This window comes from Streptomyces sp. NPDC030143 (assembly GCF_055573695.1).
Map to the genome: position 1 here is coordinate 413,200 of NZ_JBVIAY010000003.1, position 22,082 is coordinate 435,281.

Below are 22,082 nucleotides of genomic sequence, written 5' to 3' on the forward strand. Positions count from 1 at the left end.
CGGGCGCCGCGGGCGCCGCGGGCTCAAGGTTCCTTGCCCTGTGAGCGCCTGGTCAGGCCGCGTGGTCCGGTGCCGTGCATCGCAAGGCGCCGGAGAGCCCTGGTAGCGGAGCCAGCGGAGCTACCAGGGCTCTCCGGCAACGCGGCGAGGTGCGGTACCACGCCGCGCGGCCCAGGCGGGCACAGTGCAAGGACCCCTCAGCGGCGCGACCACCAGTCCAGGCGCAGGCACACCCGGCCGCCGAGCCAGTACTCAACCCAGTCGCCGAGGTCCAGCGGCGAGCAGTCCGGCGGGGGCGGCGGAGCGGCGGGCGGCGGGACCACCGGCTCCGGTGTGGGCCTCGGAGCCGCCGGCGGCGCGGTGCCGGGCACCGGGGTGACCGGTTCGGGCGTGGCGGGTGCCGGGGTGAGGGGAGCCGGGGTGAGGGGTCCGGTACCCGGGTCGTCGCTGCGGCCGGCCAGCATCGCGTGGTAGACCGCCGACGCCCTCGGGTTCTGCCCGCACTGCCACATGCCGTGCGGGCAGTAGTCGGTCACGGTGTGGTACAGCGGCCGGTGTTCGTCCATCCAGGCGAGCATGCCGCGCATGTACTCGGCGTTGTCGCCGTTGTGGAAGAGCCCCCATTCCGGATACGAGATCGCCTTGCCGTGGCTCCTCGCGAAGTCCACATGGTCCTGGAGCCCGTACGGTTCCGCCACCTGCTGGGCGAAGGACAGACCGGCCGGCTGGTCGTAGGAGTCCATCCCGACGATGTCGACCGTGTCGTCCCCCGGGTAGCACTGCGTCCACGGCACGGCGTCCCGGCCGCGGCTCGGGGTGAAGTCGAACAGGAACCGCTGGCCCGGCACCGCCCGCATGGTGGTGACGATCCGCCTCCAGTACGCCTTCCACGCCTCAGGGTCCGGCCCGCAGCGATGGCTGTAGGTGAGGCCGTTCATCTCCCAGCCGAGCACGAGCACCGTGTCCGGCACGTCCAGCGCGACGAGCCGCTCGGCCAGCGCGCGGAAGTGGTGGTCGAACCACCCGGCCGCGCCCTGACGCAGCAGTCTGCGCACCCGGAAGTCGGACAGACCCGCCTCGTTGCGCTCCAGCATGGGGACGTTGAGGACGAGCATCCGGTCGGTCTTCTCGGTGCGCCAGTCGGCCCACACGTCGAGGAAGCCGGGCCGGCCCTCGATGTTGCTCCACCGGTCGCCCGGCAGGTAGGTGTGGCCGACCCGCAGCTCGGTGCCGTCCAGCCACTCGCTGAGTTCGGCCATCCGGGCCACGCCGCCTGCTCCGTAGTCGAGGTAGGCGCCGAAGGCGGGAGGGGCGCCCCGGGTCGGGGCGGGGGCAGGGGCGGCGGTGGAGGCCGGGGCAGGGGTGGCGGGGGCGGCGGTCGGGGTCGGGACGGGGGCGGCGGTGGAGGCCGCGGCGGGGGCGGCGGGTGCGGCGGTCGGGGTCGGGACGGCGGGATCGACGGCCCGCGCCGCCCCCGCGCCCGGGGCGAATCCGGAACCGGATGCCAGGGCGGCCGTCGTCAGGACCGCCGCCGCGACGACGGCCGACCGACGGAACCGGCCGCGTCGCTGCTGTGGGGCCATACCTGCTCCTTTCTCCGCTCTCACGAAATCCACTGACACTCAGTCATATGTAAGTCATACGAAGAAGTGTCGCGCCACCGCCGTTGGGGCTTTCGGGTGGCCGGACGGCGCACGCCGGCGACGGACTCGAAAGAATCCGGAGAAAAGAGGCGCGGGGGCATCCTTGTGTCGCCGTTCGACGCTCGCGCCCCCGCCGTATCGTTGCGGTTCACGCAGCGGCCCGCCCGCGGCCGAGATCGTCGGCCGCGGGCGGGCGCCGTGGAACCGGTGCGGTCACCGACGGGACGCGGCCCTGCCTCGTCGGTACAGGATCGCTCCGCCGGCGATCAGCGCGGCACTGACACCGGAGACTGCGAGCAGGACCTCCCCGTCATCACCGGTGTGGGACAGCTCCGGGCGCCCGGCAGGCTTCGTGGGCTTGCTGGGCCAGTGGTCCGACGGCGTGGTGGGTGAAGCCGTCGGGTGCTTCGTCGGGTGCTTCGTCGAAGGAGTCGTGGGCGGCTTGGTCGGCGGCTTGGTCGGATGCTTCGTGGACGGCTTCGTCGGATGCTTGGTCGGCGGCTCCGTCGGATGCTTGGTCGGCGGCTCCGTCGGCGGCTTCGTGGACGGAGCCGTCGGATGCTTGGTCGAAGGCTTCGTCGGATGCTTGGTCGGGGGACTCGTGGACGGACTCGTGGACGGCTTGGTCGGCGGCTTCGTCGGATGCTTGGTCGGCGGCTCCGTCGGCGGCTCCGTCGGCGGCTTCGTGGACGGAGCCGTCGGATGCTTGGTCGGAGGCTTCGTCGGATGCTTGGTCGGGGGCTTGGGCGAAGGCTTCGCCGGAGGCTCCGTCGGCGGGGTCTCCTCGCCTCCGTACGGCGGGGGCGTGCCTCCCGAGCCGGAGCCGTGACCCGAGTCCCCGTCACCCGGGCCGTATCCCGGCTCCTCCTCGTCCGAGCCGTAGCCCCAGTCGCCCGAGCCGTGATCCGACTCCTCGCCCTCCGGACCGTGGCCCCAGCCGCCCGAGCCGTAACCGGACTCCTCGTGCGAGCCGTACTCGGACTCCTCGTCCCAGCCGTAACCCGACTCTTCCTCGTCCGGGGCGTAACCGGAGTCCTCCTCGTCCGAGCCGTAACCGGAGTCCCCGTCGTCGAGGCGTCCTCGGTGCCGGTGGTCGTCCGCGTCCCTCACGGAGGTGTGCGCGCAGGCGCCGAAGGGCGAGGCGGTGGCGCCGCCTGCCGGGCCACCGCACGCGGTCACGCCCGGCGCCTTCCCGGTGATCCCGTTCGCGTGCGCGTCGGCGAGGGCGGCGCCACCGCACAGGGACAGCATGCTCGTCGCGGCGGCCGCCGCGACCATTCCCCTGCTCAGGGTCTGTCGCAATCTCGTGGTCTTCCTGCTTGAAGAAGTGGGAAAGGCCGGCCCCGGAACGTGGAACCCGAGGCCGGCCTCGACTCAGCCGTGCGGCTGGTGGGACGCGCCGTCAGGCGTTCACGCAGACGTTGCCGCTCGCGGGGTTCAGCACGCCGACCACGTTGACGGTGTTCCCGCAGACGTTCGCCTGGAAGTGGATCGGGATCTGCACCACGTTTCCGGAGAGGACACCCGGGGATCCGAAGGCGGCACCGTTGGCACCGGCGTCGGCGAAGGCCGGAGCGGCCCCGCCGAGGGCCAGGACCAGGCCCGCGACGACAGCAGCGGTCTTCTTCATGACTTTCCCTTCTCCGCGGTCATGCCTCGATGACGGTCGAAAACCGAGCGAGCACAGCCGGAGGGGCTCGCGCCATGACCTGCGGGCTGCAGAACGAGTGATTGACGCGGGAGAAGCCGACGAACGCGTGGCGCGAGCGAATTCACTCGAACGACTTCGCAGAATCCACACGTAAGGACGCACCGGGGAAACACGACGGACGGCCCGTCCCCGAGGGACGGGCCGTCCGTTCGCGGAGGCGGCCGGGGTCAGCTGCCGCTGGCGCCGTTGCCCGAGGCGGCCGAGATGTCGCTCAGGATGTGCGACAGCGGCTCGTCGCCCTTGGCCTGGGTGCTGTTCTCGGCGCACTGCTGGGTCTGCGGGGCCGACAGGACGGGGACGTCCTGGACGCCGATGTTGAGCGCACCGACGAGGTTCTGCACGTTGGCCTTGGCCGGCAGGCCGACGCAGAGTTTGTTCAGCGAGCCCTGGACCAGGGTGGCCTGAGGGCTCATGTCCCCCTTCGTCACCTGGTTGCCGAACACCTCGCGGGCGCCGTTCCCACTGGCCGACGTGGTGCCGCTGTCGTTTCCGATGGCGAGCGCCTGGGGGGCGGCAGCCGCCGCGACACCGACGAGGGAGGCGGTGGCCGCCGCCGCAGCCATGGCCTTCTTCAGCATTTCGCTTTCCTTTCCTGGATCCGGGCCGGAACGCTTGGTCCCGCCCCCGCATCAACCCGGGGCGCGGGAATTGGTTGCGGCGCTTCACTCGATCGGTGCGGCGGTCCGGTGAGCGCACGGAAGGGCCGCGGCGCTGTCGAGCAGACGGGGGCCCGCCCGCGCTCTGGGCCATCGGAGTGAACGCCAGCAACCAAGTCCGCCCGACGCAGTTGACCAAGGCGCTCCGGTGGACGGGGTTTCTCCAGAAGGGACATACACGTGATCAAGAAGGTACTGGCCTCCGCCGCGGTCGCCGTTTCCGTCGTCGGCGCATCCGCCGCCGCCGCTGCCCCGGCGCTCGCCATCGGCAACGACAGCGGCACCACGTCGGCCAGCGGAAACGGTGCCCACCAGGAGTTCGGCAACTCGGCCACCTACGGCAACATGAGCCCCCAGATGGCGCTCATCCAGGGTTCCTTCAACAAGCCCTGCATCGGCCTGCCGGCCAAGGCCAACGTGCAGAACCTCGTCGGAGTCGCCAACATCGGTCTCCAGGACGTCCCGATCCTGTCCGCCCCGCAGACCCAGCAGTGTGTCGAGAACAGCACCCAGGCCAAGGGTGACGAGCCGCTGTCGCACATCCTGGACGACATCTCGGTCCTCACGGGCAACGGCGCGCAGGACAGCTGAGCCCCCACGCGACGAAGGCACCCACCTTCCGAGCCGAGCCCAGGGGTGGGCTCTCCATCCCCGCAGCGGGCCGCCGGACCTCCGGCGGCCCGCTGTCTCGTGTGCCCGGTGCGCGACGGCGACCGGGCGGGCGGGAGCGCGTCCGACGGGCGTGAGGGGCGCGCGGACCTCAGGGCCGGTGCGCTGCGCCGATCGGGGCAACCACCGCAACCAGCGGCGGGTCCGCACCGTTGACGATCATGCGACTCCTCCCCCGGAGCACGCTCTTTTCGAAGGGAACGAACATGAAGAAGCTGTGGGCAAGCGCGGCTGTCGCCGTCTCGGTGGCCGGTCTCACCGCGATGACCGCTCCGCAGGCGCTCGCCATCGGCGACGACAGCGGCACCACGTCCGCCAGCGGCAACGGCGCCTCGTCGGAGTTCGGCAACTCGGCCACCTTCGGTGACCAGAGCCCGCAGCTGTCGCTGGTCCAGGGCTCGCTGAACAAGCCGTGCGTCGGTCTGCCGGTCAAGGCCAACGTGCAGAACCTCGTCGGAGTCGCCAACATCGGTCTCCAGGACGTCCCGATCCTGTCCGCCCCGCAGACCCAGCAGTGTGTCGAGAACAGCACCCAGGCCAAGGGCGACGAGCCGCTGTCGCACATCCTGGACGACATCTCGGTCCTCACGGGCAACGGCGCGCAGGACAGCTGAGCCCCCACGCGCGTGCCGCCGACGGCGGGTCACCGGTTTCCCCGGTGACCCGCCGTCGGGCGTTTCACCTCCGGTACAGCTCCTCGATCTGTTCGGCGTAGACGGCCGTCACCTCGTGGCGTTTGACCTTCAGTGACGGGGTGAGCAGGCCGTTGTCCTCGGTGAAGGCGCCCTCGACCAGGGTGAAGGCACGGATGGACTCGGCGCGGGAGACGGCCTCGTTGGCGTAGTCGACGGCGCGTTGGACGTCGGCGCGCATGCGGGGGTCGTGGATCACCTCGGCGAGCGGGGTGTCGGCGGGCAGACCGCGCACGGACAGCCAGTGGGCGACCGCGTCGGGGTCCAGGGTGATCAGGGCGCCGACGAAGGGGCGGTTGTCGCCGACGACCAGGCACTGCCCGACCGGGGTGCGGGAGCGCAGGCGGTCCTCCAGGACGGCCGGGGAGACGTTCTTGCCGCCGGAGGTGACGATGAGGTCCTTCTTGCGGCCGGTGATGGTGAGGTAGCCGTCCTCGTCGAGGGAGCCGAGGTCGCCGGTGGTGAACCAGCCGTCGGTGAGGACGGCGTCGGTGGCGGCCGGGTCGTTCCAGTAGGCGCCGAAGACCACACCGCCCCGGATCAGGACCTCGCCGTCGTCGGCGATGCGGACGGCGGTGCCGGGGACCGGCTGGCCGACCGTGCCGGGGCGGGGCCCCAGGGGCGGGACGATGGTGGCGGCGGCGGTGGTCTCGGTGAGGCCGTACCCCTCGTAGACGACGATGCCGGCCGCGTGGAAGAAGAGGTTGAGGGTGCGGTCCAGGGGTGAGCCGCCGCTGATGGCGTAGCGCAGACGGCCGCCGAGTTCGGTGCGGATCCTGCGGTAGACCAGCAGGTCGTACAGGGCCCAGGCGGCGTAGAGGCCGGGGCCGGGGCCCTTGCCGGTGCCGAGGAACCGGGCGAGGTAGGCCTCGGCGAAGCGGACGGCGACGCGTTCGGCGCGGTCGAAGGAGGCGCCGCGGCCGATCTTCTCGGCGGTGGCGCGGCCGGCGTCGTGGATGCGCTCGAAGAGGTAGGGGACGCCGACGAGGAAGGTCGGGCGGAACTCCTTCAGGGCGGGCCGGAGTTCGTCGGGCTTGACGCTCGGGAAGTGGCCGGTCTCGATGCGGGCCGTCAGGCAGGCGATCTGCAGGGTCCGGCCCATGATGTGGGCGAGCGGCAGGAACAGCAGGGTGGAGGCGGTCTCGCCGGTGACCGCCTGGAAGATCGGGTAGAGCAGTTCGAGGAGGTTGGCGGACTCGGCGTGCAGGTTGCCGTGGGTGAGGACGCAGCCCTTGGGGCGGCCGGTGGTGCCGGAGGTGTAGCAGATGGTCGCCACCGTGTCGGGGGTGAGGGCGGCGCGGCGCTTGGCGACCTCCTCGTCGGAAAGGTCCCTCCCGAGGGCGGTGATCCGGTCGAGGGCGCCCGCGTCCAGTTCCCAGACGGTCGGGGCGGCCGCGTGGCCGGCGGTGCCCGTGGTGACCGTGGCGGTGTTCCCGGCGGTCTCGGTGACGACGTACCGGGCGCCGGAGTCGCGGACGATCCACTCGACCTGGTCGGCGGAGGAGGTGGGGTACACGGGCACGCTCCGGCCGGCGGCCGCCCAGATCGCGAAGTCCAGGACCGTCCACTCGTAGCGGGTGCGGGACATCACGGCGACGCGGCCGCCGGGTTCGAGGCCGGCCGCGATCAGCCCCTTGGCGACGTCGGTGACCTCACGGGCGAAGGCGGCCGCCGTCACGGGCCGCCAGCTGCCGTCCGCCGCCCGGCGGCGCAGGATCACGGCGTCGGGGGCCTCGGCGGCGTTGGTGTGGGGCAGGTCGGCGATGCTGCCGGTGGTGGGCGGCGGGACGAGGGGGGCGGAGCGGGCCTCGCGTACGGTGCCGGTCGCGTCCCGGACCACCTCCACCTGCGCCCGGTCGGCCAGGTCGGCGCGTCGCGCGGCCCGTTTCAGATCCTTGCGTACGCCCATGACGGCTCCCGGTGGCGACATCGGCTGCGAGCGGTGAAGCCAACTTACTCGCAAGTAAGAAGTTGTACCAGGGGGTGTTCCGAAAGTCCTGTGCGGTGCCCGCGGTGTCCGGTGCGTGCTCTCGGCGTGCCGGACGAAAGTGCTCGTACTGGAGGTACTCGGGCTTTCGTCCGGTGCGGCGAGAGGGGGTGGCGGGCGCCGTGGGTGCGGTGCGGGACTTGCGAAACACCCCCTAGAAGTCCCCGGAGCGGGTTGCCCGGGTGATCGCCTTCGCCAGGTCCCGCACCTCCTGGTCGTCGGTCCGCCGCGCCAACGCGTCTGCCCGGCCGGCGAGTTCGGTCAGGGTGGGGGCGCCGGGGAGGGGGCCGTCCTCGCCGTGGCGCAGGGCGTCGGCGAAGTAGGCGGCGGTGGCGGTGACCTGGAACCGCAGGGGGGCGTCGGCGGGGGTGTCGTACAGGGCGCCGGTCTCCAGCCGGCCGGAGGTCTCGTGCGGGGTGCGGGTGGTGGGGTCGAGCCAGCGGACGGTGGCGGTGGCGAGGCGGCCCTCGGCGCCGGGCCGGGTGCGGACGGCGTAGAGGGCGGTGACGGTGTGGCCGGGGCCGATCTCACCGCCGTCGACGCGGTCGTCGCGGAAGTCCTCGTCGGCGACGCGGCGGTTGTCGTAGCCGACGAGACGGAACTCGGCGACCGTGTTGGGGTCGAAGGCGACCTGCGCCTTGGCGTCGCGGGCGGTGAGGTCGACGTGACGCGGGAGTTCCTCGCAGAAGACCCGCTCGGCGTCCTGGCCGGTGGACACGTACGTGGTGTGGCCGTCCCCCTCGTCGGCGAGGCGTTCCATCAGGGCGTCGCCGTAGTCGCTGCCGACACCGACGCCGAAGAGGGTGATGCCGTGGTCGCGGCGGGCGTCGGAGACGTTTCCCAGGATGGTGTCGGCGTCGGTGTCGCCGGTGTTGGCGAGGGCGTCGGAGACGAGGACGACGCGGTTGGTCGCGCCCTCGCGCAGACCTTCGACGGCGGTGTCGTAGCCGGTCTCCACGCCGGCGCCGAGGTTGGTGGAGGACTCGGTGTCCAGGCCGGCGATCGCGTCGTGGACGTCGTCGCGGCGGTCGCCGAGGCGGGTCATGGGCAGGACCGTCTCGGCCTCGTCGCTGAAGGTGACCAGGGCGACGGAGTCGTCGTCGTGCAGGCGGTCCGTCATCGTGCCGAGGGACTCCTTGGCGAGGTCCAGGCGGCCGGGTTCGGCCATCGAGCCGGAGATGTCGATCACGAAGGTGAGGGCTGCGGGCGGGCGCTCCCCCTCCTCCTCCGCCTCGCGGGTGGCGAGGCCGACGCGCAGGAGGGACCAGCCGTCCTCGCCGGTGCGGGCGCCGTCGACGGTGACGGAGAAGCCGTTGCCGTCCGGGCGTTCGTAGTCCTGGCGGAAGCTGTTGACGAACTCCTCGGGGCGGACCGTCGACGGGTCGGGCAGGCGGCCCTCGGCGAGGGTGCGGCGCGCGTAGCCGTAGGAGGCGGTGTCGACGTCGAGGGCGAAGGTGGAGAGGTGGTCGGGGGACGGGTCGGGGGCCGTGCCGTCCGTGTCCCCGCGGGGTCGGCTCGGCGCCGGGAAGCCCTCGTCGCGGCGGGCGCCGTCGGCGCTGCCGCCGCGGGAGTCACCGGCCGCGCCGCAGCCGGTGGCCAGCACCGCCGCCGCGGCGGTGCAGGCGATCAGTCGTCGTATCCGCCGGGTCTCCATCTCTCGTACCCCCTGGTCGTCGGCGTCGTGTACGTGACTGTGACGGCGCGGGGGGCCCGAACGTGCGGTACGGGGTGTTGCGGATGGGTCTCGAAGCGGGCACGGCGGGCCCCCTTCGAGACCGGTGGGTGATCTTCCGGTGACCTACGACACGATGTCCTTGCGGGCGAATCCGCGGAAGGCCAGGGCGAACAGGACGAGCGCGTACGTGACCGAGACGGCGGTGCCCTGGATCATGCCGGACCACTCGGGGGTGGGCTGGACGGCGTCGGCCCAGGCGAACTGCCAGTGCGCGGGCAGGAAGTGCCGCCAGTCCCCGAGGGCGGTGACGGCGTCCAGGACGTTGCCGACGATGGTCAGGCCGACCGCGCCGCCGACCGCGCCGAGCGGGGCGTCCGTCTTCGTCGACAGCCAGAAGGCGAGGCCGGCGGTGACCAGTTGGGACACGAACACGTACGCGACGACGATCACGAGGCGCTGTGCCGCCGTGCCGGAGTCGAGTGCGCCGCCGGTGGGCAGGTGCAGGGGCCCCCAGCCGTAGGCGGCGGTGCCGACGGCGAGGGCGACGACGGGCAGCAGCACCATCGCGGTCAGGCTCAGGCCGAGTCCGACGACGAGCTTGGACCACAGCAGGCGGGCCCGGGGCACGGGCGCCGCCAGCAGGTAGCGCAGGGAGGACCAGCCGGCCTCCGAGGCGACCGTGTCCCCGCAGAACAGGGCGACGGGGATGACGAGGAGGAAGCCCGCCGACACGAACAGGTTGACCGCGGCGAAGTTGGCGCCGGACGCGGTCGCCGTGTCCATCAGGGTCACCCGGTCGTTGCGGCCGCCGGGCTCGCCGCCGATCGCGAAGGCGACGACCAGGACGAACGGCAGGACGGCGAGGATGCCGCCCATGACGAGCGTGCGGCGGCGCTTGAGCTGGCGGACCAGCTCGACGCGCAGCGGCAGGGTGTGGCCTGCCCGGTAGCCGGAGGCGACCTCGGTGAGCGTGCTCATGCGGAACCTCCGATCAGGGTGAGGAAGGCGTCCTCCAGGCGGCGGTGCGGGCCGACGGAGCGGACGGGCACGTCCAGGCGGACGAGGTCGGCGACCAGGCGCTCGGGGGTGCCGTCCGGTTCGAGGCGCACGAGGATCCCGTCGTCGGTGCGGACGGCGGAGGCGACGCCGGGCAGCGCGGCCACCTTCTCCGCGACCGGCTCCTCCACGGGGGTGGCGGTGCCGACGAGGAGGGTGTCGCCGGAGCCGACGATCTCCCCGACCGGACCGGCCTGGACCAGGCGCCCCCGGTCCATGACCACGAGGTGGGTGCAGGACTGCTCGACCTCCGCCAGCAGGTGGCTGGAGACGATCACCGTCCGGCCGGCGGCCGCGTAGCGGATCATCACCTCGCGCATCTCGCGGATCTGGGGCGGGTCGAGGCCGTTGGTCGGCTCGTCGAGGATGAGCAGGTCCGGCAGGCCGAGCATGGCCTGGGCGATGGCCAGGCGCTGGCGCATGCCCTGCGAGTAGGTGCGGACCGCGCGGGCCAGGGCGTCGCCGAGGCCGGCGATCTCCAGGGCCTCGTCGAGGTGGGCGTCCTCGGGCGGACGGCCGGTGGCCCGCCAGTACAGCTCCAGGTTCTCCCGGCCGGAGAGGTGGGGCAGGAAGCCGGCGCCCTCGACGAAGGCGCCGACGCGGGACAGGACGGGGGCGCCGGGGCGGACGGCGTGGCCGAAGACGCGGATCTCACCGGCGTCCGGGGTGATCAGGCCCATCAGCATGCGCAGGGTGGTCGTCTTGCCCGCGCCGTTGGGGCCGAGCAGTCCGAGGACCTGGCCCTTCTCCACGCGGAAGGACAGGTCGCGGACGCTGTAGCGGTCGCCGCTCGCGTACTTCTTGCCGAGGTCGGTGATCTGGAGCGGGACCTCGGCGAGCTTCGGGTCGGGGGCCGGGCCGGCGGTGCGGCGGCGGCCGGTCAGCAGCAGGCCGAGGGCGACGGCGGCGGCCGTCAGGGGCAGCCACCACACCCAGGACGGCAGTGGGGCGGCGGCGGTGCTCACCGCGGGGGCGGTGGGCACCTTCAGGTCGCCCTTCAGGGAGACGGTGTACATCGCCGGGGCGGCCGGGGAGGCGTAGCCGAGGTCGGTGGAGGCGAGGACCAGGCGCAGCCGGTGGCCCTCGTCGACCTCGTGGTCGATCGCCGGGAGGCTGATCGTGACGTCCTTGCCGGCCCGGGCGCCCTCGACGCGGATCGGCGCGACCAGTTGGGAGGGCAGGACCTGCCGGGTGCCGTCGGCGGCGACGTCGTACACCTTGGCGAAGAGGACGGCCTCGTCGGTCGTGGACCGCACGTGGACGGTGGCCGTGGGGGAGCCGGTGACGCGCAGGTCGTCGGTGAGCGGCGCGGACTCGAAGGCGGCGAACTGGCCGGGGAAGTCCAGGGAGATGCCGACGCCGAGGGAGGAGAGCCGGGCGAGGCCGCCGGCGCCGCCGAGGCCGGGCAGGGCGGAGACGGCGGGCGGGTTGGCGCCGGGCGGGTTGGTGACGCTCTGTTCGGCGCGGCGGGCGGTCAGGGCGATGGAGCGGTCGCCGTTGTCCAGGCCCGGGTAGGTGTCGGCGCTCGCGCCCCGCAACTGGGCCTCGCCGTCGGTGGAGTCGACGCCTCCGGTGCGGGTGACGCGGAAGGCGGGGCCGGTGTCGGCGCTTGCGTCGTCCTTGAGGTACCGGTCGAACCAGGAGGTCACGCGGGCCTGGACGCGGCCGGTCTCCATGTCGCCGCCGTCGTGGCCGCCGGCGATCCAGTCGACGTCGACGGGGGCGCCGTTGGCTTCGATCGCCTTCTCGGCCGCGTCGGACTGGGCGAGCGTGAAGAGGGAGTCGCTCTGGCCCTGCACGAGCAGGGTGGGGACCTTGATGCGGTCGGCGACGGCGGACGGCGAGCGCTCCTCGAGGAGCCGGCGCGCCGCCGCGTCCGGGGTGCCGGACTCGGCGACCCGCTCGTACATCGCGCACAGCGCCGGCTCGAACTTGGCGCAGCCGCCGCCGGTGTTGAAGAAGATGCCGGTCCACAGCTTCTTGAACACGCCGTCGGGGAAGAGCGCGTCGGCGAGGTTCCAGTAGGTGATCGCCGGGGCGATGGCGTCGACGCGGGCGTCGTGGCCGGCGGCCAGCAGGGCGATCGCGCCGCCGTAGGACGCGCCGGCCACGCCGACGCGCGGGTCGCCGGCCTTGTCGAGCTGCACCTGGGGCTGCCGGGCCAGCCAGTCGATCAGCTTCGAGACGTCGGCGACCTCGCCCTTCGGGTCGTTCAGCCCGATCCGGCCCGTCGACCCGCCGAAGCCACGCGCGGACCAGGTGAGCACCGCGTAGCCGTCCCGGGCGAGGCCCTCGGCCTGCTGCCGGACGTCGTCCTTGCTGCCGCCGAAGCCGTGTCCGAGGAGGACGGCGGGGCGGCGTCCGTCGCCCGCGGCGGTGAAGTAGGAGGTGTCGAGGCGTACCCCGTCCACGGCCATCACCCGGTCGGTGCGGCGCACCGCGGGTCCGCCGTCGTCGGAGGCGACGGCCGTCCACGTGCCGGCACCGGCGAGGACGACGACGGAGGCCGCGGCGGCCAGCAGCCGCCGCGGTCTCCGCGGGCCGGACAGTCGAAGATCCATGCGTCAACGGTACGGGGTGAAACTGTCGGGATGATGTCGACCGGAGAGCGAGGTGCGCATGCTTCTGCGGGCGTACGCGGCGGGGGCGGCGTACCGCGGTCGCGGTATCGCGGGGCCCGGGGCCCGCACCCGGCCGGCGTCGCGGGGCGGGCTGCGCGGCCGGGTCCCGGGCCGGAAGCCGCCGGGGGCGGCAGCGCGGGCCCGCCCGTCCGCCGAGGAGCGGTCCGCTGGCGGCCGGGCGACGCTTCCCCCGGCTGCCCGCGTGGGCGGGGTGCGGACGTCGGCGGCGGTCAGGTGCGGGCGTCCTCCGGGATCGACACCAGCCAGCGGGTGGCCGGGTGGGGGCGTGGGCAGAGGGCCCAGTAGAGGGTGACGGTCGCGACGATGCCCCCGGTCCACAGCAGGTGGGTGGTCTCCTGCCGGGTGAGGATGCAGGCGAGGACCGCGATCAGCAGGACCGGGACGGCCGGCCACAGGGGCGTGCGCCAGGCGGGCGTGTACGGGGTGCTTCGTTCGGGAGCTGTCGCCTCCGGCGGCTTGGGTGGTGCATCACGTGGTCCGCTCCCGGCGGCTGCATGGAAACCCGACAAAAACCAGCACGTCAACTAGGGTGTCTGGCTACGGAATCCGTAGATCGAATCCCGCTCGAATCGCGGAAACAGCAGCAGGGGGCTGGTTCTTTCGGTGGCTTGGGAGGTGCGGCATTCGCAGGCCGGATACCGAAAAAACGTGAAGCCGTCCGGAGCCCGGACGGCTTCACGGGGCGAGCGGTGCTCGCCGGTCCGCGTCAGTGGTTGCGGGGGAACCCCAGGTCCACCCCCGCCGGCGCGTCCGCCGGGTCCGGCCAGCGGGTCGTGACGACCTTGCCGCGGGTGTAGAAGTGGGTGCCGTCGTTGCCGTAGATGTGGTGGTCGCCGAAGAGGGAGTCCTTCCAGCCGCCGAAGCTGTGGTAGCCGACGGGGACCGGGATCGGGACGTTCACGCCGACCATGCCGGCCTCGATCTCCAGCTGGAAGCGGCGGGCGGCGCCGCCGTCGCGGGTGAAGATCGCGGTGCCGTTGCCGAAGGGGGAGCTGTTGATCAGCGCCACGCCCTCCTCGTAGGTGTCCACGCGGAGCACGCAGAGCACGGGGCCGAAGATCTCGTCCTGGTAGGCCTTCGCGGACGTCGGCACCTTGTCGAGGAGCGAGATGCCGATCCAGTGGCCGTCCTCGAAGCCGTCGACCGTGTAGCCGGTGCCGTCCAGCACCACCTCCGCGCCCTCGGCCGCCGCGCCCGTCACGTACGAGGCGACCTTGTCGCGGTGCACGGCCGTGATCAGCGGGCCCATCTCGCTCGTCGGGTCGTTGCCGGGGCCGATCTTGATCTTCTCGGCGCGCTCGCGGATCTTGTCGACCAGTTCGTCGCCGATCGCACCGACGGCGACGACGGCCGAGATGGCCATGCAGCGCTCGCCCGCCGAGCCGTAGGCGGCGGACACCGCGGCGTCGGCGGCCGCGTCCAGGTCGGCGTCGGGCAGGACCAGCATGTGGTTCTTCGCGCCGCCCAGGGCCTGGACGCGCTTGCCGTTCGCGGAGGCGGTGGTGTGGATGTAGCGGGCGATGGGCGTGGAGCCCACGAAGGAGACCGCCTTGACGTCCGGGTGCTCCAGGAGGCGGTCGACGGCCACCTTGTCGCCGTGGACGACGTTGAAGACGCCGTCGGGCAGACCGGCCTCCGCCAGCAGCTCGGCGATCCTGACCGACGCCGACGGGTCCTTCTCGCTCGGCTTCAGCACGAACGTGTTGCCGCACGCGATGGCCATCGGGAACATCCACATCGGGACCATCGCCGGGAAGTTGAACGGCGTGATGCCGGCGACGACGCCCAGCGGCTGGCGGATGGAGGCGACGTCCACGCGGCTCGCGACCTGCGTCGACAGCTCGCCCTTCAGCTGCACGCTGATGCCGCAGGCCAGGTCCACGATCTCCAGGCCGCGGGCCACCTCCCCCAGCGCGTCGCCGTGCACCTTGCCGTGCTCGGCGGTGATCAGCTCGGCGATCTCGTCCCGGTGCGCGTCGAGCAGCGCCCGGAACCTGAAGAGGATCGACGTGCGCTGGGCCAGCGAGGACTGGCCCCAGGTCGCGTACGCCTCCTTGGCCGCCGCGACGGCCGCGTCGACCTCGTCGACCGTCGCGAACGCGACCTTGGTGGTGACGGCGCCGGTCGCCGGGTCGGTGACCGGCCCGAACGTACCCGACGCGCCTTCGGCGGTCTTGCCGCCGATCCAGTGGTTGACGATCTTCGTCATGCCCAGTTGCTCCTTCACAGATGGCGGCGTCGGGTAGACACGTGCCGTTCGTACAGCTCACGGGCCTTGACCGCCGACGGGCGGGTCGCGGTCTCGGCCACAGGAACATCCCACCAGGCCTGTGCCGGGGGCGCCCCCGACACAGTGTCTGCGGTTTCGGTCTCCACGTAGACACATGTGGGAGTGTCGGCGGCGCGCGCCTCGGCCAGCGCCTCGCGCAGTTCCCGCACGGTCTTCGCGCGCAGCACCCGCATGCCGAGGCTCGCCGCGTTGGCGGCCAGGTCGACGGGGAGCGGAGCGCCCGTGAAGGTGCCGTCGTCCGAGGTGAAGCGGTACGCGGTGCCGAACCGCTCGCCGCCCACCGACTCCGACAGACCGCCGATCGAGGCGTACCCGTGGTTCTGCACGAGGAGGACCTTGATCGCGATGCCCTCCTGCACGGCCGTGACGATCTCCGTCGGCATCATCAGGTACGTGCCGTCGCCGACGAGCGCCCACACGGGCCGGTCGGGCGCGGCGAGCTTCACACCGAGCGCCGCCGGGATCTCGTAGCCCATGCAGGAGTAGCCGTACTCCAGGTGGTACTGGTCGCGGGAACGGGCCCGCCACAGCTTGTGCAGGTCGCCGGGGAGCGACCCGGCCGCGTTGATGATCACGTCGGACTCGTCGACGACCGCGTCCAGCGCCCCCAGCACCTGCGGCTGCGTGGGCCGTACGTCGGGCTCCTCGGCCTCGTAGCAGGCGTCGACGCGCTGCTCCCAACGCTCCTTGTCCTCGGTGTACTCGGTGACGTACGCGTCCGCGACCCGGTGGGCGGGCGTCCGCAGAGCCCGGGTGAGCTCCTGGAGGCCGCTGCGGGCGTCCGCGATCAGCGGGAGGCCGGCGAGCTTGTGGCCGTCGTACGCGGCGACGTTGAGGTTGAGGAAGCGGACGCCGTCGCCCGCGAACAGGGTGTGGGAGGCGGTCGTGAAGTCGGTGTAGCGCGTCCCCACGCCGATCACCAGGTCGGCGGTGCGGGCCAGTTCGTCCGCCGTGGCCGTGCCGGTGTGGCCGATGCCGCCGACGTCCTGGGGGTGGTCCCAGCGCAGGGAGCCCTTGCCGGCCTGGGTGGAGGCGACCGGGATGCCGGTGGCCTCGGCGAACGCGGCGAGGGCCTCCTCGGCGCGGCTGTGGTGGACGCCGCCGCCCGCGACGAGGAGCGGACGCCGGGCCGCGCGGATCGCGCGGACCGCCTCGGCCAGCTCGGCCGGGTCGGCGCCGGGGCGGCGGACCGCCCAGGTGCGCTCGGCGAAGAACTCCTCCGGCCAGTCGTGGGCCTCGGCCTGGACGTCCTGGGGCATCGCGAGGGTGACCGCGCCGGTCTCCACCGGGTCGGTGAGCACCCGCATCGCCTGGAGGGCCGCCGGGATCAGTGCCTCCGGGCGGGTGACGCGGTCGAAGTACTTCGACACGGGGCGCAGGGTGTCGTTGACCGACACGTCGCCCGCGTAGGGCACCTCGAGCTGCTGGAGGACGGGGTCGGGGGCGCGGGTGGCGAAGATGTCGCCGGGCAGGAGGAGGACCGGGAGGTGGTTGACGGTGGCCAGGGCGGCGCCGGTCACCAGGTTCGTCGCGCCCGGGCCGATGGACGTCGTCACCGCGTGCGTGGACAGACGGTTGGACTGGCGGGCGTAGCCGACGGCCGCGTGGACCATGGACTGCTCGTTGCGGCCCTGGTGGTACGGCATGACGTCGGCGTACTCGACGAGCGCCTGGCCGAGGCCGGCGACGTTGCCGTGGCCGAAGATGCCCCAGGTGGCGCCGATCAGCCGCTGCCGTACGCCGTCGCGTTCGGTGTACTGGGCGGCCAGGAAGCGCACCAGGGCCTGGGCGACGGTGAGCCTGACGGTCATCGGTAACCCCCTGTGGTCTCCACGTGGTCGGGGTGGAAGCAGATCCGCCACTCCCGCGTCTCGCCGGGCCCCGCCATGACGTTCAGGTAGTACATGGCGTGGCCGGGCTGGGCGATCGACGGGCCGTGCCATCCGTCGGGGACGAGGACGGCGTCGCCGGAGCGGACCTCGGCGAGGACGTCGGATCCGCCCGCGCGCGAAGGGGACACCCGCTGGTAGCCGAACCCGTTCGGGCCGTCGATCTCGAAGTAGTAGATCTCCTCCAGCTCCGACTCCTCGCCCGGCCGGTGCTCGTCGTGCTTGTGCGGCGGGTACGAGGACCAGTTGCCGCCGGGGGTGATGACCTCGACGGCGATGAGCTTGGCGCAGTCGAAGGCGTCGGCGGAGGCGAAGTTGCGCACCAGGCGGGCGCAGGTGCCGCTGCCGCGTTCTTCGACGGGGACCTCCGGCGCGGGGCCGTAGCGGGCGGGGAGTCGTCGCTCGCACTTCGCTCCTGCCAGGGCGAAGCGGCCTCCCGCGCCGGAGGCGATCTGGACCCGGGCGTCGCGGGGAACGTACGCGAAGTCGGTGACCGACGCGAACACGCTCTCCCTGCCCAGGAGTTGGAACTCTTCATCCGCTGTTCGCACGGTACAGGCGCCTTCCAGCGGAAGCACGATCCACTCGCTGTCACCGGTGGTGAAGCTGTGGCTGCCGCCCGGTTCCAGGGCGACGATCCGCAGGCTGCTGTGGGTCCAGCCGGCCCGCTTCGGGTCGATGTCCAGAAGGTGGTGGGCGTCGGCGGTGGCGCCGCGCGGGATGTACAGGTCGTCGCTCATGCGGCCCTCACAGCAGTCCTACGGCGGTGTCCACGGCGGCGGCCACGTCCCCGTCCGCCGGGTACAGCAGGGAACGTCCGACCACCAGGCCCTGGACGGTGGGCAGTCGCAGCGCGCCGCGCCACTTCTCGTACGCGCCGTCCTGGTCCTCGCCCACCTCGCCGCCGAGCAGGACGGCGGGCAGGGTGGAGGTGGCCATGACCTCGGCCATGTCGTCGGGGTTGTCGGTGACCGGCACCTTCAGCCAGGTGTAGGCCGAACTGCCGCCGAGACCCGAGGCGATGGCGATGGAGCGGGTGACGGCCTCGGCCGACAGGTCGTTGCGCAGCCGTCCCTCGGAGCTGCGGCGGGAGATGAACGGCTCGACGAAGACGGGCAGCCGGCGGGCCGCCATGGCGTCGATCGCGCGGGCGGTGGACTCCATGGTGTCGAGGGAGCCCGGGTCGTCGTAGTCGATCCGCAGGAGCAGCTTGCCGGCGTCGAAGCCGAGGCGTTCGATGTCCTCGGCGCGGTGGCCGGTGAAGCGGTCGTCGAGTTCGAAGCGGGCGCCCTGGAGGCCGCCGCGGTTCATCGATCCCATGACGACCTTGCCGTCCAGGGCGCCGAGCAGGAGCAGGTCGTCGAGGATGTCGGCGGTCGCGAGGACGCCGTCGACGCCGGGCCGGGAAAGTGCCAGGCAGAGGCGTTCGAGCAGGTCGGCGCGGTTGGCCATGGCCATCCTGCGGCCGCCGACGCCGAGCGCGCCGCGGGCGGGGTGGTCGGCGGCGACGATCATCAGCCGGCCGTCCCCGTCGAGCAGGGGCCGGCGGGTGCGGCGGGCGGCGGCCTCGGCGACGGCCTCGGGGTGGCGGCTGCGGGTGTGGGCGAGTTCCGCGAGGTCGACGGTCACCGGACGGCTCCTGCCGCGAGCGCCGCCTCGACCTCGTCCGGGGTCGGCATGGCCGAGGAGCACTCCAGGCGGGAGGCGACGATGGCGCCGGCCGCGTTGGCGTGGCGCATGGTCGTCTCCAGGTCCCAGCCGGCGAGCAGGCCGTGGCAGAGGGAGCCGCCGAAGGCGTCGCCGGCGCCGAGGCCGTTGAGGACGTTCACCGGCAGCGGCGGGACCTCGGCGGACTCGCCCGCGCTGTTGACGGCGAGGACGCCCTTGGGGCCCTGCTTGACGACCGCGAGTTCGACGCCGGCGTCGAGCAGGGCGCGCGCCGCGGCGTGCGGCTCGCGTACGCCGGTGGCGACCTCCACCTCGTCGAGGTTGCCGACCGCGACGGTGGTGTGCTTCAGGGCCTCGGCGTAGAACGGGCGGGCCGCGTCCGGGTCGGTCCAGAACATGGGGCGCCAGTCGAGGTCGAAGACGGTGGTATCGGCCCGGGCGCGGTGGGCGAGGGCCGCGAGGGTCGCCGTGCGGCTGGGTTCCTCGCTCAGGCCGGTGCCGGTGACCCAGAAGATCCGGGCGTCGCGCAGGGCGTCGAGCTCAAGCTCGTGGGCGTCGATCTCGAGGTCGGGCGCCTTGGGCCGCCGGTAGAAGTACAGCGGGAAGTCGTCCGGCGGGAAGACCTCGCAGAAGGTGACCGGGGTGGGCAGGCCGGGGACCGGGGTGACCCAGCGGTCCTCGACGCCGAAACCGCGCAGGGCCTCGTGCAGGTAGACGCCGAACGGGTCGTCGCCGGTACGGGTGATCACCGCCGTGCTGCGGCCGAGGCGGGCGGCCGCGACGGCGACGTTGGCCGCCGAGCCGCCGAGGAACTTCCCGAAGGAGGTGACCTGCGGGAGCGGCACACCCGTCTGCAGCGGGTAGAGGTCCACTCCGATCCGCCCCATCGTGATCAGGTCGTACGCCATCGGGTTCCCTTCGCTTCGACTCCCCCCGGTTGTAATGCCGCACCCCGAGCCCTGTCAATGTTTTGTCCAGACATTCGGACCAGACCTTGACACCCCTTGCGGGGGCCCTCAGTCTGGCGGCCATGACGTCGTTGTCACCTCAGCCCTCGCTGTCCCGCATCCAGATCGGATCGGCCCCCGACTCCTGGGGCGTCTGGTTCCCCGACGACCCCGCCCAGGTCCCCTGGCGGCGCTTCCTCGACGAGGTCGCGCAGTCCGGCTACGAGTGGATCGAGCTGGGCCCGTACGGCTATCTGCCGACCGATCCGGCGGTCCTCACCGAGGAGACCTCCCGGCGCGGCCTGAAGGTGTCGGCCGGCACGGTCTTCACGGGGCTGCACCACGGCGAGGCGGTCTGGGAGAAGACGTGGGCGCACGTCGCGGACAACGCGGCGCTGGCCCAGGCGATGGGTGCCTCGCACCTCGTGGTCATCCCGTCCTTCTGGCGGGACGACAAGACCGGCGAGGTGCTGGAGCCGGACACCCTGACGGCCGAGCAGTGGCGGAACCTGACCTCGCTGACCGAGCGGCTCGGGCGACAGGTGCGGGAGCGGTACGGGCTGCGGATCGTCGTCCACCCGCACGCCGACACCCACGTCGACAGCGAGGAGAACGTCGTCCGGTTCCTGGACGGCACGGACTCCGACCTGGTCTCGCTGTGCCTGGACACCGGGCACTACGCGTACTGCGGCGGCGACAGCGTCAAGCTGATCGAGACGTACGGCGAGCGGATCGGGTACCTGCACCTCAAGCAGGTGGACCCGCGGATCCTGGCGGACGTGCGGGCGAAGGGGACGCCGTTCGGGCCGGCCGTGGCGCAGGGCGTGATGTGCGAGCCGCCGTCCGGCGTGCCGGAGCTGGGTCCCGTGCTGGAGGCCGCGCAGAAGCTGGACGTCGACCTGTTCGCGATCGTCGAGCAGGACATGTACCCGTGCGATCCGGACGCGCCGCTGCCGATCGCGCGGCGGACCCGGGCGTTTCTGCGGTCCTGCGGCGCGTAGCCCCCGCGGGCGAGCGGGGAACCTCGAGAGATATCGGGGGCCGTGCCCCGCGCACGGGTCGGCACGGGTCGGTCATGACCGGCCGGGCCCTCCCGCCCCAGAAGTCACCCCTGTCACAAAAGTCCCGTTCGTGTCACATGCCGCCCACAGACGCCTCCACGGTGTCACCCTGCGTCGCCGAACGGGCACAGGCCGGGTGATCGCCGGCGCAGCGTCGGGCTCCCCCCGGCGGCCTCCCGGCCGCCGCCCGCGCGGCCAGGGAGGTGCATCCATGACCGACCGAGGGCTCTGGTCCTACAAGGAGATCGCGGCGCACATCAAGGTGCAGCCGGACACCGTGCGGTCCTACCGCAAACACGGACTGCTGCCGCCGCCCGACCGGGTGGAGGGCGGCAAGCCCTACTGGTACGCCGCCACCGTCCACGCCTGGGTCGCCTCCCGGCCCGGCAACCGGGCGCGCAGACCCTCCTGACCGCTCCCACCGTCAGGACCACGGCTCGATGACCGTGACCCCCGACCCGGGCGCCGTACCCATCGCCGACAGCGCGTCCGGTACGGCGTCCAGGGTGATCGTCGACGTCACCAGCAGGTCAGGGCGGAGCACGCCCGCCCTGACCAGCTCCAGCATCTGCGGGTAGGCGTGGGCGGCCATGCCGTGGCTGCCGAGCAGTTCGAGTTCCAGGGCGACGGCACGGGCCAGCGGGACGGGGGTCGTGCCGTCCGCCGAGGGCAGCAGGCCGACCTGGACGTGCCGGCCGCGCCGGCGCAGGCCGTTCACCGAGGCGGCGCAGGTGGCGGGGGAGCCGAGGGCGTCGAGCGAGAGGTGCGCGCCGCCGCCGGTCGCCTCGCGGACCGCCGCCGCCGTGTCCGGGGTGTCGCGCGCGTCCACGCACAGGGCCGCCCCGAACGTCCGCGCCAGGTCCAGCGCGCGCGGCGAGACATCGATCGCGACCACCCGCGCCCCCGAGGCGGCCGCGATCATCACCGCCGACAGACCCACGCCGCCGCAGCCGTGCACGGCCACCCACTCCCCCGCCGCGACCCGGCCCTGCCGTACGACCGCCCGGAACGCGGTGGCGAACCGGCAGCCGAGCGAGGCGGCGGTGCCGTGGGAGAGCCCGTCGGGGAGGGCGACAAGGTTGACGTCGGCGTGGTCCAGCGCCACGTACTGGGCGAAGGAGCCCCATCGGGTGAACCCGGGCTGGGTCTGGCGCTCGCACACCTGGTGGTCGCCCGCCGCACAGGACGGGCAGGCGCCGCAGCCGCACACGAACGGCACGGTGACCCGGTCACCGGGCCTCCAGCGGGTCACCCGGGCGCCCGCCTCCTCGACGACGCCGGCGAGTTCGTGGCCCGGGACGTGCGGCAGGCTGATGCCGGGGTCGTGGCCCATCCAGCCGTGCCAGTCGCTGCGGCACAGACCGGTGGCCTCGACGCGCACCACCACCCCGTGCCCGGGGGCCCGCGGGTCGGCCACCTCCCGCACCTCGGCCGGCTCGCCGTACCGCTCGAACACCACAGCCCGCATGGGTCGTCACCCCGCCCTTCGTTCCGCC

18 protein-coding genes and 1 pseudogene are annotated in these 22,082 nt (G+C 72.9%); 4 read left to right on the forward strand and 15 right to left on the reverse strand.

The window, feature by feature from the left end:
• Positions 1–197: 197 nt before the first annotated feature.
• The 4 genes from ACZ4YY_RS07975 to ACZ4YY_RS07990 all read right to left on the reverse strand — a co-directional run bounded on the left by ACZ4YY_RS07975 (position 198) and on the right by ACZ4YY_RS07990 (position 3,932).
• Entirely contained in the window at positions 198–1,583 is a 1,386-nt protein-coding gene (locus ACZ4YY_RS07975; RefSeq protein WP_468285042.1) for a glycoside hydrolase family 26 protein, read from the reverse strand.
• Between the two features lie 273 nt (positions 1,584–1,856).
• On the reverse strand, positions 1,857–2,945 hold the full coding sequence (locus ACZ4YY_RS07980; protein ID WP_468285044.1) for an LPXTG cell wall anchor domain-containing protein: 1,089 nt from the start codon (positions 2,943–2,945) through the stop codon (positions 1,857–1,859).
• A 100-nt stretch (positions 2,946–3,045) separates the two neighbouring features.
• Positions 3,046–3,273, reverse strand: a complete 228-nt coding sequence (locus tag ACZ4YY_RS07985; RefSeq protein ID WP_468285047.1) for a chaplin — start codon at positions 3,271–3,273, stop codon at positions 3,046–3,048.
• Between the two features lie 248 nt (positions 3,274–3,521).
• Positions 3,522–3,932: a rodlin gene (locus ACZ4YY_RS07990; RefSeq protein WP_468285050.1), complete on the reverse strand. Its 411-nt coding sequence runs from the start codon at positions 3,930–3,932 to the stop codon at positions 3,522–3,524.
• A 258-nt stretch (positions 3,933–4,190) separates the two neighbouring features.
• On the opposite strand from ACZ4YY_RS07990, the gene ACZ4YY_RS07995 reads away from it, so the two are divergent.
• Together ACZ4YY_RS07995 and ACZ4YY_RS08000 are read left to right on the forward strand one after the other, a co-directional pair.
• Positions 4,191–4,601: a rodlin gene (locus tag ACZ4YY_RS07995; RefSeq protein WP_468285053.1), complete on the forward strand. Its 411-nt coding sequence runs from the start codon at positions 4,191–4,193 to the stop codon at positions 4,599–4,601.
• A gap of 284 nt (positions 4,602–4,885) precedes the next feature.
• Entirely contained in the window at positions 4,886–5,293 is a 408-nt protein-coding gene (locus tag ACZ4YY_RS08000; RefSeq protein ID WP_468285057.1) for a rodlin, read from the forward strand.
• A 64-nt stretch (positions 5,294–5,357) separates the two neighbouring features.
• Here the strand turns inward: ACZ4YY_RS08000 and ACZ4YY_RS08005 are convergent, their stop codons facing one another.
• From ACZ4YY_RS08005 to iolC, 10 genes and pseudogenes are all read right to left on the reverse strand, one after another.
• Positions 5,358–7,280 carry an AMP-dependent synthetase/ligase gene (locus ACZ4YY_RS08005; protein ID WP_468285059.1) on the reverse strand — a complete coding sequence of 641 codons (1,923 nt, stop codon included), beginning with the start codon at positions 7,278–7,280 and terminating at the stop codon, positions 5,358–5,360.
• Between the two features lie 232 nt (positions 7,281–7,512).
• Entirely contained in the window at positions 7,513–9,012 is a 1,500-nt protein-coding gene (locus ACZ4YY_RS08010; RefSeq protein ID WP_468285062.1) for a vWA domain-containing protein, read from the reverse strand.
• 144 nt (positions 9,013–9,156) lie between these two features.
• The gene (locus ACZ4YY_RS08015) at positions 9,157–10,011 is read right to left on the reverse strand and encodes an ABC transporter permease (RefSeq protein ID WP_468285065.1); all 855 of its coding nucleotides are present in this window, start codon (positions 10,009–10,011) and stop codon (positions 9,157–9,159) included.
• A complete protein-coding gene (locus ACZ4YY_RS08020) occupies positions 10,008–12,650 on the reverse strand; it encodes a CocE/NonD family hydrolase (RefSeq protein ID WP_468285068.1) in 2,643 nt (880 codons plus the stop codon). Before ACZ4YY_RS08020 ends, ACZ4YY_RS08015 begins: the two co-directional genes overlap by 4 nt.
• 290 nt (positions 12,651–12,940) lie before the next feature.
• Positions 12,941–13,150, reverse strand: a pseudogene (locus ACZ4YY_RS08025) (amino acid permease); the annotation flags it as partial.
• Positions 13,151–13,437: 287 nt separating this feature from the next.
• Positions 13,438–14,940, reverse strand: coding sequence for a CoA-acylating methylmalonate-semialdehyde dehydrogenase (gene mmsA / locus ACZ4YY_RS08030; RefSeq protein WP_468285071.1), 1,503 nt, complete (start codon positions 14,938–14,940; stop codon positions 13,438–13,440).
• 14 nt (positions 14,941–14,954) lie between these two features.
• On the reverse strand, positions 14,955–16,832 hold the full coding sequence (gene iolD, locus ACZ4YY_RS08035) for a 3D-(3,5/4)-trihydroxycyclohexane-1,2-dione acylhydrolase (decyclizing) (protein ID WP_468285074.1): 1,878 nt from the start codon (positions 16,830–16,832) through the stop codon (positions 14,955–14,957).
• Positions 16,829–17,650 carry a 5-deoxy-glucuronate isomerase gene (gene iolB, locus ACZ4YY_RS08040; protein WP_468285077.1) on the reverse strand — a complete coding sequence of 274 codons (822 nt, stop codon included), beginning with the start codon at positions 17,648–17,650 and terminating at the stop codon, positions 16,829–16,831. The genes iolD and iolB overlap by 4 nt, the downstream gene beginning before the upstream one ends.
• A gap of 7 nt (positions 17,651–17,657) precedes the next feature.
• Positions 17,658–18,539, reverse strand: coding sequence for a Cgl0159 family (beta/alpha)8-fold protein (locus ACZ4YY_RS08045; protein ID WP_468285080.1), 882 nt, complete (start codon positions 18,537–18,539; stop codon positions 17,658–17,660).
• On the reverse strand, positions 18,536–19,486 hold the full coding sequence (gene iolC / locus ACZ4YY_RS08050) for a 5-dehydro-2-deoxygluconokinase (protein ID WP_468285083.1): 951 nt from the start codon (positions 19,484–19,486) through the stop codon (positions 18,536–18,538). Before iolC ends, ACZ4YY_RS08045 begins: the two co-directional genes overlap by 4 nt.
• Before the next feature lie 122 nt (positions 19,487–19,608).
• On the opposite strand from iolC, the gene ACZ4YY_RS08055 reads away from it, so the two are divergent.
• Complete coding sequence (locus ACZ4YY_RS08055; protein WP_468285086.1) at positions 19,609–20,526, forward strand: sugar phosphate isomerase/epimerase family protein; 918 nt, start codon at positions 19,609–19,611, stop codon at positions 20,524–20,526.
• A gap of 271 nt (positions 20,527–20,797) precedes the next feature.
• Positions 20,798–20,998: a helix-turn-helix transcriptional regulator gene (locus ACZ4YY_RS08060; RefSeq protein ID WP_468285089.1), complete on the forward strand. Its 201-nt coding sequence runs from the start codon at positions 20,798–20,800 to the stop codon at positions 20,996–20,998.
• Positions 20,999–21,010: 12 nt separating this feature from the next.
• On the opposite strand, the gene ACZ4YY_RS08065 is transcribed toward ACZ4YY_RS08060, so the two are convergent.
• On the reverse strand, positions 21,011–22,054 hold the full coding sequence (locus ACZ4YY_RS08065; protein WP_468285092.1) for a zinc-dependent alcohol dehydrogenase family protein: 1,044 nt from the start codon (positions 22,052–22,054) through the stop codon (positions 21,011–21,013).
• Positions 22,055–22,082 lie beyond the last annotated feature (28 nt).